The organism is Sediminicola sp. YIK13 (genome assembly GCF_001430825.1).
GTDB lineage: Bacteria > Bacteroidota > Bacteroidia > Flavobacteriales > Flavobacteriaceae > Sediminicola.
The window spans coordinates 910,293-923,584 of the sequence record NZ_CP010535.1; the positions used below are offsets into that span (position 1 = coordinate 910,293).

At 38.1% G+C, this 13,292-nt stretch carries 14 protein-coding genes; 1 reads left to right on the plus strand and 13 read right to left on the minus strand.

Features of this window, described 5'->3' with window-relative positions; translation table 11 throughout:
- Positions 1-89: 89 nt before the first annotated feature.
- The 11 genes from SB49_RS16175 to SB49_RS04035 form a co-directional block, all read right to left on the minus strand.
- Complete coding sequence (locus SB49_RS16175; RefSeq protein WP_082591071.1) at positions 90-1,652, minus strand: hypothetical protein; 1,563 nt, start codon at positions 1,650-1,652, stop codon at positions 90-92.
- Positions 1,653-2,048: 396 nt separating this feature from the next.
- Positions 2,049-2,480 (minus strand): FKBP-type peptidyl-prolyl cis-trans isomerase, encoded by a 432-nt coding sequence (locus tag SB49_RS03990; RefSeq protein WP_062054065.1) that lies wholly within the window; start codon positions 2,478-2,480, stop codon positions 2,049-2,051.
- 238 nt (positions 2,481-2,718) lie between these two features.
- Entirely contained in the window at positions 2,719-3,159 is a 441-nt protein-coding gene (locus SB49_RS03995; RefSeq protein ID WP_062054067.1) for a BLUF domain-containing protein, read from the minus strand.
- 177 nt (positions 3,160-3,336) lie between these two features.
- A complete protein-coding gene (locus tag SB49_RS04000) occupies positions 3,337-3,756 on the minus strand; it encodes an OsmC family protein (protein ID WP_062054069.1) in 420 nt (139 codons plus the stop codon).
- Positions 3,757-3,790: 34 nt separating this feature from the next.
- Positions 3,791-4,903: an alkene reductase gene (locus SB49_RS04005; protein ID WP_062054071.1), complete on the minus strand. Its 1,113-nt coding sequence runs from the start codon at positions 4,901-4,903 to the stop codon at positions 3,791-3,793.
- Positions 4,904-4,906: 3 nt separating this feature from the next.
- Positions 4,907-5,587: a type 1 glutamine amidotransferase domain-containing protein gene (locus SB49_RS04010; protein ID WP_062054073.1), complete on the minus strand. Its 681-nt coding sequence runs from the start codon at positions 5,585-5,587 to the stop codon at positions 4,907-4,909.
- Positions 5,588-5,660: 73 nt separating this feature from the next.
- Positions 5,661-6,242 (minus strand): Crp/Fnr family transcriptional regulator, encoded by a 582-nt coding sequence (locus tag SB49_RS04015; RefSeq protein WP_062054075.1) that lies wholly within the window; start codon positions 6,240-6,242, stop codon positions 5,661-5,663.
- A 128-nt stretch (positions 6,243-6,370) separates the two neighbouring features.
- Positions 6,371-7,756 carry an FAD-binding oxidoreductase gene (locus SB49_RS04020; RefSeq protein ID WP_062054077.1) on the minus strand — a complete coding sequence of 462 codons (1,386 nt, stop codon included), beginning with the start codon at positions 7,754-7,756 and terminating at the stop codon, positions 6,371-6,373.
- Positions 7,757-7,833: 77 nt separating this feature from the next.
- Positions 7,834-8,316: a cupin domain-containing protein gene (locus SB49_RS04025; protein ID WP_062054079.1), complete on the minus strand. Its 483-nt coding sequence runs from the start codon at positions 8,314-8,316 to the stop codon at positions 7,834-7,836.
- 252 nt (positions 8,317-8,568) lie between these two features.
- Complete coding sequence (locus tag SB49_RS04030) at positions 8,569-9,666, minus strand: nickel-binding protein (protein WP_062054081.1); 1,098 nt, start codon at positions 9,664-9,666, stop codon at positions 8,569-8,571.
- Positions 9,667-9,754: 88 nt separating this feature from the next.
- Positions 9,755-10,165, minus strand: coding sequence for an Lrp/AsnC family transcriptional regulator (locus SB49_RS04035; protein WP_062054083.1), 411 nt, complete (start codon positions 10,163-10,165; stop codon positions 9,755-9,757).
- Positions 10,166-10,280: 115 nt separating this feature from the next.
- On the opposite strand from SB49_RS04035, the gene SB49_RS04040 reads away from it, so the two are divergent.
- Positions 10,281-10,985 (plus strand): sulfite exporter TauE/SafE family protein, encoded by a 705-nt coding sequence (locus tag SB49_RS04040; protein WP_335337890.1) that lies wholly within the window; start codon positions 10,281-10,283, stop codon positions 10,983-10,985.
- Between the two features lie 21 nt (positions 10,986-11,006).
- On the opposite strand, the gene SB49_RS04045 is transcribed toward SB49_RS04040, so the two are convergent.
- Together SB49_RS04045 and SB49_RS04050 are read right to left on the minus strand one after the other, a co-directional pair.
- Positions 11,007-11,876 (minus strand): DMT family transporter, encoded by an 870-nt coding sequence (locus SB49_RS04045; RefSeq protein WP_062054087.1) that lies wholly within the window; start codon positions 11,874-11,876, stop codon positions 11,007-11,009.
- Between the two features lie 109 nt (positions 11,877-11,985).
- A complete protein-coding gene (locus tag SB49_RS04050; protein ID WP_062054089.1) occupies positions 11,986-13,236 on the minus strand; it encodes an NAD(P)/FAD-dependent oxidoreductase in 1,251 nt (416 codons plus the stop codon).
- Between the last annotated feature and the right edge of the window lie 56 nt (positions 13,237-13,292).

Sequence of the window (13,292 nt, forward strand, 5' to 3'; positions counted from 1 at the left end):
TAATATTCAAAGGGATTCATTTCCAATTCCAATAAAAAAAACCCGATTACCAAATTGATAATCGGGGTTTTTGTTCGATTTTATTAAATCTAATCGGTAACAGTGATGACTCCAGTCATTAATGAATGGAATTCACAGTTATAATATAGTGTATCTGGAGCATCCATTGGGATTGTCAGCGTAACCGTGCCGTTGATGGCACCATTGTTCGTCACGCCAGCACTATAACCATTGGAAGTTCCCGTTCCTTTAACGTCTTTAATATAGAATGGGTGTCCAGGAGCATTAATGGTAAAAGTATATGTCTCACCTCTTTTTAGGGTCAGCGCCGGATTGTTTACATCGGTTAGTCCTTGACCATTAAATACATAGGCGGTGCTTCCTTGGTTGGTCACATTATAATTTTTAGCCCCTGCATTTTCTTCTGCATTTAGCCCGATATTGCCTTGGGCAACTATTGTGGCCAAGTCCTCGTCACTTAAATGCACATTGATATAGGCATCAATTGTCAATAATTCTTCATAGGTTACAGCTGCACCTCCAACCAGAGCTGACACTTGAGTCTGACTTATTCCACTAGACCCATCTACGGCGTTTAACCCAACGATGATCTCACCAGTGGTGGCTACGTCATTTGCGTGAATATGGGCAGGGTGTACACCACCAGCTTCAGTTCCAACCAAATTTAAGGTTACTAACGTGGTATTGTTTAGTCTTTCAGCAAAATTTGCTGTTCCACTTATCCCTACAACATCTTTGCTTTCAAGTTCGTATGTTTTTGAACGTCCGGTCAATTCATTTTGACCTATATCTCCCTGTGCAACTATAGTGGCCAAGTCATCTGCACTTAAATGGACATTGATATAACCGTCATAGTCTAATACTTGTTCATATCCAAAAGCTGTATCATCATCCAATGCTGCCACATTGGTGAAACTTTGACCCGTATTTCCATCCACACTAATAAAAGTAAATACTATTGGTCCACCCTCTGCAGCAGTGTTCATATGTATATGTGCAGGATGTACGCCATTTTCCGGAGTATTATTGATTTCCAAAACCGCTAGGGCCTCTCCATTAACTCTTTCAAAAAAGGTGGCCGAACCGTCTATACCCGCTACTGCTTTCTCATTCAATGTATACACTTTGCTTACACCAGTTAGGTCATTCTGACCGATATCGCCTTGAGCCACAAGTGTTCCTAAATCATCACTACTTAAGTGTACGTTTATATACCCGTCATATGTTAGGAATTGATCGTATGTTATTGGTGAATTATCGTTTAAAGTTGAAGTTGTTATGCTGCTTTTTCCAGTATCTCCATCTACAGTTCCTAAAGTTAGGGCTATATCCCCTCCTTCAGCAGCAGTGTTGAAATGGATATGGGCTGGGTGCATCCCTCCAGCAGGCGTGTTCTGTAAATCCAATTCAATAGTAACGGAATTATCCGTGTTCTCAATAAATTTGGCAGTACCTGAAATGTTTTCAACCGCTTGGGCACCCAAATCATAGGTTATAGACTTACCAGTGGGAGTTACACCACCATTATCATCTGGAATGACCATGCCATCGTCGTCATTGCTGCATCCCACCAAAAGTAAAAATATCATCGCCACGAATGACAAAGATCGAAGTTGTTTAAAGTTGTTCATAGTATTTTTTGTTTAATATATTTTAAATAATTCTAAACAAATTTAACTAAATTATTGACCAATATCTAGAAATAAATCATAAAGAGTGTTAATGTCTTATCAAAAACATCAGTAAAGGATATTTCAGGTTCCAATAATTATACTTCGGCAATTCATATCAACAAGGTCTCTATTGCAATAGCTTCTATGCCGCAATAATGTTAATACTATTTAGAAGAAGCAAAAATAACGAACTCCTAATATTAGAAAATGATGTAAGTCATTCCCCAAAATAAAAAGCTGAAATTTCTAATTTAGAAAATGAACTTATATCAGATTAGCACAAAAAAAGACCGTCTAAATAAGACGGTCTTAAAATATTAATTCAGGTGCCTTCAAAAGAAGGTTACTTTTTTATTAGGATGCGATTGCTACAAGAACCAAATCAAAAGTAAGATCTTGTCCAGCCAACGGGTGATTTGCATCTATAATGATATGGTCATCCCCAACTTCTGCAACGCGCAATTGGTTTTCCGAACCATCAGGATTTTTAGCCATTAAACCCATTCCAACTTCAGGTTTAATATCTGCAGGCAAATCTGCTTTACTCACTTTATGGAACATCTCTTTATTGATTTCCCCATAAGCTTCTTCCTTAGGAATGGTTACTGTTTTCTTTTCATTAGGCTCCATATCGATCAATCCTTTTTCGAACCCAGGAATAAGACTGCCTTGACCTAAGGTTACCTTAATAGGTTCTCTTTCCAAAGAACTATCAAATATTTGACCGTTGCTTAATTTTCCAGTGTAATGTACTTCTACCGTGTCGTTTTCTTTTACTTTACTCATAAATCTATTATCTCTAATTTTCAATCATTTAAAACGGTACAAACTTATGGGTTCTATATTGTTTAGACGAATGATACTTAATAAATCCCTTGGATTTGACAAAATCTTAACATAAACTGGCAAAACAAAAATAAAGAGCGTTAATTGCTCTTCATTTTACGATAGATATTGTGGAGTTTGGTAGTAATCCATACGGACAAATGCATTAATTTGAGCTGCTCAATAACATAGTCCTATTCTAAAATTTTAATTCCCTATTGTAGTCCAAGAGGCCTTTTGTAATTTTCCAAAATTCTTTGGAGGTAGGATTAGGTCCTTTAATAGATGTATCCTTTTCCAAAAATGAATCCACCAACAGTTCTATATATTGAAGCTGGTCATTCTTTCCATGTACATTTTTAAACGCCATACTCCAATTATTAAACTCACGTTTTTCAATTAATCCGTGTGATAAAAGTTGCACATTGGTATGCCGATTGTCCAACGATATTTTATCAAAAAGTTTCAATACTTTAATTTGGTTTCCTTCCATGTATTGAATGAATTCACCTTCATAAAAGAGAAGACAACCAGATATATTATTTGCACTATTAAATAACCGCGCCTTTTCCAATAGAATCTCAATTTGAGCAAAACTTAGATCTGGGACGGCTTTGGACTTATACACCAGACAAAACATACTTGATTTATTTAGGGTCGTTATCTTGTGTTTAAATATACTTTTTTATTCTTCTGAAAATAAGACAATCTTAAAATAGTTGTCGTTTAAATATTATGACAACTAGATGATTAGGTAAATCGCCAATAAAAAAAGGAAGCATAGCTGCTCCCCTTTTTTAATTTTAAAAAATATGGCTTAGTTGTTCAAGCTCACATTTAAAACAATATCCGCTTTCATTAATTTGGAGATTGGACATACTTCTTTAGCATTTTGGGCAACTTCTTGGAATTTATCTGTTGTAATTCCTGGAACTTTACCTTTTAAATCCAAAGTTATTGTGGTGACACTTCCGTCCTCAAAACTAACCGTGGCTTCCACATCTAAGGTATCTGGCGTAAAACCAGCCTCTCCCAACAAAAAGCTTAGTTGCATGGCAAAGCAACCTGCATGTGCTGCACCAACCAATTCTTCAGGGTTGGTTCCCTTACCATCCTCAAATCTAGTGCTGAATGAATATTGGGTCTTTTCCAATACTCCACTAGCTGTACTTAAGTTTCCTTTTCCGTCTTTTCCACTTCCCAACCATTGGGCATTTGCTTTTCTATTGAATTTCATTGATCAAAATTTTTAAGTTAAACAGTATTGCTTATTATGCTTCTTGGGACTCTTCTATTGTGTTGTAGTCCAAATAACCTTCTGCACCACCTGTGTAGAACGTGTCTTGGTCCCAATCTGCCAACGGATGGTTGTTTTCGAAACGTTCCACAAGGTCAGGATTGGAAATATAAGGTTTGCCAAAAGCTACCAAATCTGCATCACCGCGTTCAATGACGGCATTTCCAGATTCTTGGTCAAAGCCATTATTGATCATTAAGGTCCCTTTGTATAAAGGTCGGTAATGTTTTGCAATTTCGCTAACGGCATATGGAATATCAGTGACATCCGAAAATGGTTCTGACAGATGGATATAGGCCAAGTTGTAATCATTCAATTTTTTAATGATATAATCGAATGTAGGGATGGTCTCCTCGTCCATAGTAGATCCAAATGATCCGTGCAAAGAAGGATTGAACCTTGCCCCAATTTTGTTCTCGGGTATTTCTTGCTTCACGGCATCTAATACCTCAAAGAAAAAGCGCGCTCTATTTTCAATGGATCCACCATATTCATCCGTCCTTTGGTTGGAAGTGGCATTGAAGAACTGATGGAACAAGTATCCATTGGAGGAGTGTATTTCAACACCATCAAAACCTGCTTTTACTGCATTGGCAGCTGCTTTTCTAAAATCTTCAACCGTAGTTTTTATGTCTTCTGTGGTCATAACCCTAGGAGTGACGGTGTCTTTAAATCCTTCTGGTGTAAAGGATTTTTCGTTTGGGTTGATTGCAGATGGAGCCAATGGTAAATTACCCCCGTGAAAGTCTGGATGTGACATTCTTCCTACGTGCCAAAGTTGAATATATATTGTTCCTCCTTGGTCATGTACTGCTTGAGTCACTTTTTTCCAACCTTCCACATGTACTTCCGTGTGTATTCCGGGCGTGTTAATATATCCAACAGCATCTTCAGATACTTGTGACCCTTCTGTAATGATCAGACCCGCAGAAGCCCTTTCTGCGTAATAGGGCACATGTAATTCCCCTGTGGGGCTATTCTCATCATTTAAGGCTCTACCCCTTGTCATTGGAGCCATTACGACCCTGTTTTTTAATTCTAGACCGTTCTTGCTATATGCTTGTAATAATGCTTGGTTCTTACTCATTTCTTATTGTAATTTTTTAATTAATAAATCGGCTACCTTCTCTGACGAGGCCGGATTCTGTCCAGTGATTAACAGTCCGTCTTCCAGGGCATATGGCTGCCAGTCGCCTACTTTTGAATAGTTGCCTCCTTTTTCTTTCAACATATCTTCTATAAGAAAAGGAACAACGTCGGTTAATTGCACTGCTTCTTCTTCCCCATTGGTAAACCCTGTCACATTTTTACCATTGACTAGAGGCTTCCCATCTGAGCCTTTGACATTTTTTAGAATAGCGGGAGCGTGGCATACAAAGGCAACCGGTTTTTTGTGACTGTGAAAAGATTCAATTAAATCATTGGAAGTTTTGTTTTCTACCAAATCCCATAGCAATCCATGGCCTCCAGGATAGAAAACAGCATCAAAATCCTTTTGGTCAATGGTTTCCAACTTAAGGGTATTTGCCAATTTTTTCTTGGTGGCTTCATCCTTGTCGAATCTTTTTGTCGCTTCGGTGGCAGCATCTTCCGTGTCACTGTTGGGATCTATTGGAGGCTGTCCTCCCTTTGGTGATGCCAAGGTTACATTGAAACCTTTATCAGTTAAGCTATAATAAGGGGCCGCAAATTCTTCAACCCAAAATCCTGTTTTGTGTCCGGTTGCACCCATTTTGTCATTACTGGTCAATACAAATAATATATTTTTCATGAAGTCTTGTTTTTTTTGTGAGTTACAAAGTTATGGTTTGTACCTCCCAAATAACTTGACCTATGTTAAGAAATCAGGGAGATATGACCAAATTTCGCCTAATTCTGCTCAAACTTTGAGCTGAAACGCCCAAATAATTAGCTATATCATAATTTGCAACACGTTGTTCTATATTGGGATATGTCTTGCAAAATTCCAGATATCGTTCTTTGGTAGATTTCTGTAATGTGGATAGAATACGTCCTCTTAGGGAGATAAAAGCCCCGGTTACCAAGATTCTAAAATAACGTTCAAATTTTGGAATGGATTCAAATAACCGCTGAAGATCATCATACGTAATGGCTAATAAGGTAGCATCTTCTATGGCCTCAACGTGTAGTTTGGAGGGGATTTGGTTGTAAAATGCATCAAAATCTCCAATCCACCAATTTTCAATGGCAAATTGAATAATGTGCTTGTCTCCGTTATCGTCTAAATAATATCCTTTTAAACAACCTTTGATAACAAAATACTCATTCTGGATATAAGACCCAGGTTCTACAAGCCTTTTTCTCTTAGGAACTTCTACAACGGATAAGAGCGAAAGGAATGTTTCGGATTCTTCTTTTGAAAGCGAGATGTATTTTTCCACATGGGCTATAATGGCATCGGTCATAAGGAGGAATAATTCTAGCCTCTAAAAGTATCATTTTTGAAGTCAATAAACAACAAAGCGCTTTGTATGGCTTGCGCTACAATGCACTTTTAATGGGAATATTATTTATTTGATTGATTTTATAATGTTTACGGTCTTATATTCTGATTGACCTTAAACAAATTACTGGGATCATACTTTCTTTTGATTTTAACCAAACGGTCATAATTATGTTTATAGCTCGCTTTGATACGTTCCTGGCCTTCATCCATCATAAAATTGGAATAAGCTCCCCCTGAAGCATACGGATGCAAGGCCTCGTAATAATCTTTACACCATTGTGTAATTTTATCTGCGTTTTTGGGATCTGGATCTACCCCTACGATCACCCCTGCGTATTTGGCATCCCTATAGGCCCAAGGGGTATCCTCTTTTCCAATCCTACTTGCTGCACCGCTTAAAGGGTAAAGATGCATCTGTGATAGGGGTGTTGGTATCTTGGAACCATATTCTAAATGCCCGGCCCTTATTTCAGGTCCTAATTTATTGAAGAAATCTGCACGCCAATACCATTGTAATCTTGGTGGAAAAAGGCCATCAAATAAGGTTTGTATGGATGGATAGGGCATTTCTCCTACGTGTTGAAATATCGGATTTTTGGCCAAAACGGGTTTAAAGAGTTCATCAAACTTATTGGGATGTCCGGTGTAGCACCATACAATGCCGCAAAACTTTTTGTTATGCAGTTCTTCCGGAAAGGGAGGTCCTGGAATCACCAAAGTAGCGATGAAGCCATTTAAATCTTCTGGCGCATCATGAATAAATTCATCATACCAAGCCATTATTTCCTCTGTTTTTTCAATAGGCCATAGCGTAGGCCCTCCAATGACAGTTTTAACCACGTGGGCTTGGAATTTAAAGGAAGTCACAATTCCAAAATTGCCTCCTCCCCCTCTAATGGCCCAGAATAAATCTGGGTGTTCCGCAGAATTTACGGTGACAAAGGATCCGTCAGCCAAAACCATGTCGGCCTCCAAAAGATTGTCAATGGTCAGTCCAAATTTTCGAGATAGATAGCCAACTCCTCCTCCCAGGGTCAGACCCCCTACTCCAGTTGTTGAAATGATACCAGCGGGTACGGCTAGTCCGAACGGATGGGTGGCGTGATCTACTTCCCCCCAGAGATTCCCGCCACCTACCAGAACGGTGTTGTCATTGGTATTGACCCGTATTGATTTTAATCCCGAAAGGTCCATGACCAGTCCGTCATTGCAAAGCCCCAGACCACCACCATTGTGTCCGCCTCCGCGGATAGCCAATAAAATATCGTTTTCTCTTGCAAAATTTACTGAGTATATAACATCGGCCACATCCACGCACTTGACAATCATGGCAGGATATTTATCTATCATGGCATTATACACTTCTCGTGTCTCATTGTAATTTGCATCTGATGGAAATACAATTTCTCCCCTTAACAGGGCTTTAAAATCCTCGATTTTAGACGGAATTACGTCATCTACTGCATGTGCCATTTTTTTGTTTTTAAATATGTTATGTATTAGTAGTATTACACCTTGCTTACTATGTCAAGTTATCCGTCTAAATACCGCTATTCCTTCACCACCATTGGAAAGGCATCCAAGGGCTCCTCAAAGGCAATAAAAAGCACACAAGGACCCTCATCCCCACATCTTGCAACATGTGGCTTTTTGGCGGGACCAAAGGCGTAGGATCCTGTGTTCATCACTACTTCTTTTTCCCCATCATAGGTAACATACAATTTGCCAGAAACCAAGATCATCCGTTCGGCAGAATTGTGCCAATGTTTTGGTATATCGGAATTTGCTTGGACCTTAAAGAAAACATCCACGTTCTTTTTGGTTGGATCACCGTGCAAAACGGCTATTCCACAACCTTCTGGCATAAAAGGTGGACAAGGCCCCCATTGCAGGTCGGCGTTGGTGTGGGATTGGACCAAAGACATTTCTGTGGCCATCTCGTTGGATTGTTGCCCGTTAATAGTGCCGCTGTAAAGTGTAAATACGAGCAACAACATGGCTGCTAAATTTAAAGATAGGCGCTTGCTTTTCATGATTGAAAATTTTAAGTTGTTGTATTGATTAGACTAAAATTATGATGGGGAACTATACACTCATGCGACCTTTAATAGGTTACAATGATGGACTATTTTATTAATTAAAACCAAGTCGAGCCCAATTGGAGAGGGCTGTGGGGGTACGTGGAGTAACTACTTAAAGATAAGGAGATAAAAGTACAGTGACTACCAATTTTGATTCAAAAAAGAGGAATTTTGAACCAGGTAATCAAATAACGGGTAAGAGGATCATGCTAGATTTTCCTGTAGATATTTGGAAGGCAGTATTCCAAAATTAGCTTGGAAGCATTTTGAGAAATAAGCCGGACTATTAAAACCAGTTTCAAAGGCAATTTCAGAAATGGAACCTTTCCTGTTATTTAATAATTGTAGGGACTTCTGTAGACGAAATGCTTTGAGAAATATATTTGGGGATTGATTGGTAATCCCTTTCATCTTCCTGTAAAACTGTGATTTGCTATAGCCTAATTCGGTACCAAAGGTCTCTACTTGTAAATCTGTTTTATGCCAGGTTTCATCCATGTAATCAATTAAAATATTTAAGAACCGTCCCTCAGAATTATTAATGGTTCTTATGGTTGAGAGATCTATTACGTGGCTAGGATTTTCTTGTTCATAGAGCGACTTAACTTCGGTGGAGACTACAATGTTTCCCTTTACGAAATTGGACATGCGTTGGGCCGACTTAACTACAGCCTCAAAAATGCCATCCTTTTCGGTCACTGGAACCCCTGCATCCAGTCCAATAGTGACCAATGTATTGGAATTGCTAAACTTCTTTGACTTTTCCTGAATTTGAACGGCACATTCCATGGCTCTTGATACAGATTGGAAAGAGACTAAAAATGCCCCTGAATTATTACGAACAATATTGCCATCATTGGAGCCTATGGTTTTAATAATGGAATCATATAATTTTTGAAAATGGGTGTTTCCCATACCCCTAAAGCTATCCTTTAAATTTAAGGGTTTGAGACCTACATTCATTATGGTCCTAAATGCGGGGTCGTTAATTACATGTGTCAATTCATTGGCCGCCTTTTCGGGATCTTCAATGCGACCCAAAAAAGATGCAACAATAGCACTTTCTACTTCAATAATTTTATGGGGAATTTCACCATGTGCATGGTTGTGCATTTTTTCAATAGCTTCCTTGTTCGGAGCCTCTATCAAACAAAATGCCATTTTTCTTTGGTCGTCAAACCAATAAGTGAGCCCTTTACATCCAAAAAGGTGCTCTATTTTAATATCTTCTATATGCAATTTCGCAACATGCTCTGCAGTCACGGTTTCCGATACGTCATGGCGATCCATATAGATGGGCATACTCTTTATTTTCTATACAATGTAGTGATTTTTAGGTAGTTGTTTTAAATTTTCGGTATTTAATAAAAGATATGTTGTGGTAGATGTTTTACAATTCGGATAAGATTAAATGTGTAGTGGGCTCACCAAATTGCAATAACCTATCAATAAATCGCTGCAGGTGCATTTGGTCCTCCAAAAGCACGCGCATGCAAATATTAAATCCGCCGGTAATACGAAAGCCTTCTTGTATCTCGGGAAACAAATCCAATTGGTCAACAAATAGCTTCAATTTCCCACTATAAAGTTTAAAAAGAATAAAAACTTCAAGGCCGTAACCCAATTTCTTTGGGTTAGTTTTTAAACCATATCCTAAGATAACTTCAGTTTCTTCTAACTTTTGTATTCGTTCCCGAATAGATGAAGGAGAAAGCCCTATTTGTTTTCCAATCTCCACAAAAGATGTTCGGGAATTTTTCTCTAAAATCTCGATAATTTTACTATCTAAATGATCTACCATATAAAAAAGTGTTATAAGTATAAAAATACATTTTATTTTTGGCAGAATACCTGTTAGTTCATTTAAAGTATTGTTGTTAGTTTTTAAATTGGACTATTTTTAGGGTATGGATTCCATGTTGTTACTTCTAATATTGGGAACGTTTCTGGGATTTTTTATCCAGACCGTTATTGGCTTTGCAGGTGCTCTAGTTGCCCTGCCCATTCTTTTACTTGCAATGCCATTGCCGGATGCCATTGCTTATATTTCAATTTTTTATTTTATTTCAACTCCCGTATTTGTATACAGGGAGTGGAAAAACATGGATAAGGACATTCTTAAAAAATTAGCATTATCCTCTATAGTTGGCGTAATAATTGGTATTGTCATTTTATCCTACGGGCAGCCTTTGTTCCTTAAAAAGGCCTTGGGTGTTTTTATAGTTTTATTTGTGTTAAAAAGCTTAAGAAAGCAAAAGGAGACTAAGAGAGCATCAAAAATGGAGTATACATATGGGTTTTTGGGAGGTTTCTTTTCTGGGGTTTTCTCTACAGGTGGTCCCTTGTACGTTATGGTTGTAAAGAATGTTTCCCCTGACGTTAAAACGTTCAGGGCGACGATGTTTGGGATTTTGGGATTGGTAACCGTAGTTAGGTTACCAGTATTGGCCATAGGAGGTATATTAACAGTTAATCAACTTTACAACGCTCTATTTGTCTTACCTTTTTTTATTATGGCCTTGGTCCTTGGAAAAAAGGCGTATTTAAAAATGGATGAACAGCTCCTTAAAAAAATTATTTTAGGATTGCTATTTGTTTCAGGGATAATGTTATTGGTATAAATTAATAGAAACGTCTATTTACTACTGCGGCTGTTCGTTTTTGGGTTCAATTTTTGTTAACCTGGAAATATAAAAGCTACTAATCACAATGCACAATCCACCAAAGAGGGTATTCCAAGTTAATTTTTCATCCAAAATAAAATAGCCCAGTAAAATTGCACTTACAACTTCCAGATACATTAGAGAAGTTGCCGTGGCCGCTGTTAGGTATTTTAGGCCAAAAAAGAACAGTTTAAAGACAACGATACCGATAAGGAAACCATACAAGATCCCTAAGCCCATGTGCTCAATTTTGCTCTCTGGGAGGGTAATTACAAACGGAAGAAACAAAAATGCGCCAACTATGTTTTGAAAGAAAATAAGTTGATCCTTGGTATAGTTTTCCGTTTCCGATTTAAAAATAACAACAGTAACCGCATAACCTACAGAAGCCCCAATGGCGGCCATCATACCAATAAAATCATCTGATTCAAAACTAAAGGGTTTGTTGGCATATGTAATAATAATCCCTGAAAAAGCGAGAATTAAGAACAGGATGTGGGCTTTGCTTATTTTCACCTTGTATAAGAACGTTTCAATTGCTGCTACAAATATGGGATAACTGTAAAACAATACCACGGCATTACCAATTGAAGTATAGATAAAGGCAATTAAATATAAGTACATTCTAGCGGCATTTATGGCAGAGGCTAACAATACTTTTTTAGTATTTCCTTTAAATTGGAGCATCCCTTCCTTCCTTAAAACTGGTACTATAAATAGGATGGGTATTATGGCACGGAACCACGCAATGGATCCCGTTGTCATGCTTGACATGTATTTAATAAGAAGGCCATTGGTACCGGCAATAAGAGCGCATAGGACTACGGCATAAATGGCTTTTTTATTCATTATTAAATTTTGGATAAATAAACTTTTTGATAAAAAATTATATTCATTTAGGGCAAGGTGTTGATGGACCAAAGCCCTATAATAGGATGTGGCTAAAGTATTGATTGTTTCAGCTTCCTTTTTTAATGTGTTCCAAAATTCCCTTGGCCGCCATTTCCCCTGTGGTCATCGCTGCGTTTAATGATCCATATAAATGATGATCTCCTGCCAGATAAATACCTGACGACCATTGGGTTTGTTGAGGAGTCATTGAATATTGCAAATTGGCAAGTTGTGGCAGGGCCTTTTTAATCTGGTACCGCTTTAAAAACGATAGTTCAGATATACCGCAATACCGCTCCAATTCTTGAACTACCCTATCCAGCACATCCTTGTCACTCAATTGGTGTTCCTTTACCAAAGTCACTGATAACAGTTCTCCTTCTCCACGATGTGCCATTTCTAAACTCGTATGGAAAAATAGGTTGTTGATAAGGGCATCTTTATCGGCAATCAATCCAATAAGTGGCCGGGGTATGATTCTTTTTGGACAGATAAAATAGAAGGTTTCACACCTTTTCCAAGTAACAGTTTCCATTTTCATATCCCCTGTTAAATGGGAAGCATCAGTAGCTAATATGGTATAATGGCTAGGTAGCTCTTTGCCATCTGCCAAGATGAGCTTTCCTTCCAACACCCTTTTCACTGGGGTATTGAGCATGATGTTACTTCTCTTAAGCTTGGATGCAAGCTGCCCGGCAATTGCCCCTATACCAGCTTTGGGCAGTACGGCAAGTCCCTCTCCGAACATTTTATAGACAAATTGAAACATCCTACAAGAGGTGTCCAGATTAGGTTCTAAAAATATGCCACTAAAAAAAGTTTTGAAAAAGGAAGATATGATGTCATCGCTAAAACCCCTGTCTTTTAAATAGGTTAAGGTGCTTGTTTCTTTGGAAGCAAATATCTGTTCCATTGTCATTGCTTTTAATTCACTATTGAGTTTGAGGATTTTAAATTTATCTGATATAGTGCCGATATTGGCAAGTAGTGTGGGAATTAGAAGGGATACATTTCTTAAAGGGTCACCCAGTGTTTTGTTCTTGCCATCTTTGAAGATTACTGCTCCAGGTAGAAATTTCTGTAGTGCAAGAGAATCCATATCCAAATATTTTTTGGCCATAGGATATGCGTCCAACAGGACCTGAAAGCCGTGATCCAATTGAAATCCCTCGTAAATATCTGTTTTAATGCGACCCCCAGCCCTATCAGTTGCCTCATATAATGTGGTTGAATACCCTTCCTTTTCCAAAACCAAGGCAGCAACAAGACCACTGATTCCTGAGCCAACTATATTGATAGCATATTCTGATTTTTCCATTTCACTTTTTTGGTAAAAATAAAGAATTGGTCGGGAAATTAGCTTTCCCTATTTCT

Bases quoted from the DNA above. Each gene is read 5' to 3' on its own strand.
- SB49_RS04045 (WP_062054087.1), bottom strand. From the start codon at position 11,876: ATGAATAAAAAAGCCATTTATGCCGTAGTCCTATGCGCTCTTATTGCC.
- SB49_RS04020 (WP_062054077.1), bottom strand. From the start codon at position 7,756: ATGGCACATGCAGTAGATGACGTAATTCCGTCTAAAATCGAGGATTTT.
- SB49_RS16175 (WP_082591071.1), bottom strand. From the start codon at position 1,652: ATGAACAACTTTAAACAACTTCGATCTTTGTCATTCGTGGCGATGATA.
- SB49_RS04005 (WP_062054071.1), bottom strand. From the start codon at position 4,903: ATGAGTAAGAACCAAGCATTATTACAAGCATATAGCAAGAACGGTCTA.
- SB49_RS04040 (WP_335337890.1), top strand. From the start codon at position 10,281: ATGTTGTTACTTCTAATATTGGGAACGTTTCTGGGATTTTTTATCCAG.
- SB49_RS03990 (WP_062054065.1), bottom strand. From the start codon at position 2,480: ATGAGTAAAGTAAAAGAAAACGACACGGTAGAAGTACATTACACTGGA.
- SB49_RS04050 (WP_062054089.1), bottom strand. From the start codon at position 13,236: ATGGAAAAATCAGAATATGCTATCAATATAGTTGGCTCAGGAATCAGT.
- SB49_RS03995 (WP_062054067.1), bottom strand. From the start codon at position 3,159: ATGTTTTGTCTGGTGTATAAGTCCAAAGCCGTCCCAGATCTAAGTTTT.
- SB49_RS04015 (WP_062054075.1), bottom strand. From the start codon at position 6,242: ATGACCGATGCCATTATAGCCCATGTGGAAAAATACATCTCGCTTTCA.
- SB49_RS04030 (WP_062054081.1), bottom strand. From the start codon at position 9,666: ATGCCCATCTATATGGATCGCCATGACGTATCGGAAACCGTGACTGCA.
- SB49_RS04035 (WP_062054083.1), bottom strand. From the start codon at position 10,165: ATGGTAGATCATTTAGATAGTAAAATTATCGAGATTTTAGAGAAAAAT.
- SB49_RS04025 (WP_062054079.1), bottom strand. From the start codon at position 8,316: ATGAAAAGCAAGCGCCTATCTTTAAATTTAGCAGCCATGTTGTTGCTC.
- SB49_RS04010 (WP_062054073.1), bottom strand. From the start codon at position 5,587: ATGAAAAATATATTATTTGTATTGACCAGTAATGACAAAATGGGTGCA.
- SB49_RS04000 (WP_062054069.1), bottom strand. From the start codon at position 3,756: ATGAAATTCAATAGAAAAGCAAATGCCCAATGGTTGGGAAGTGGAAAA.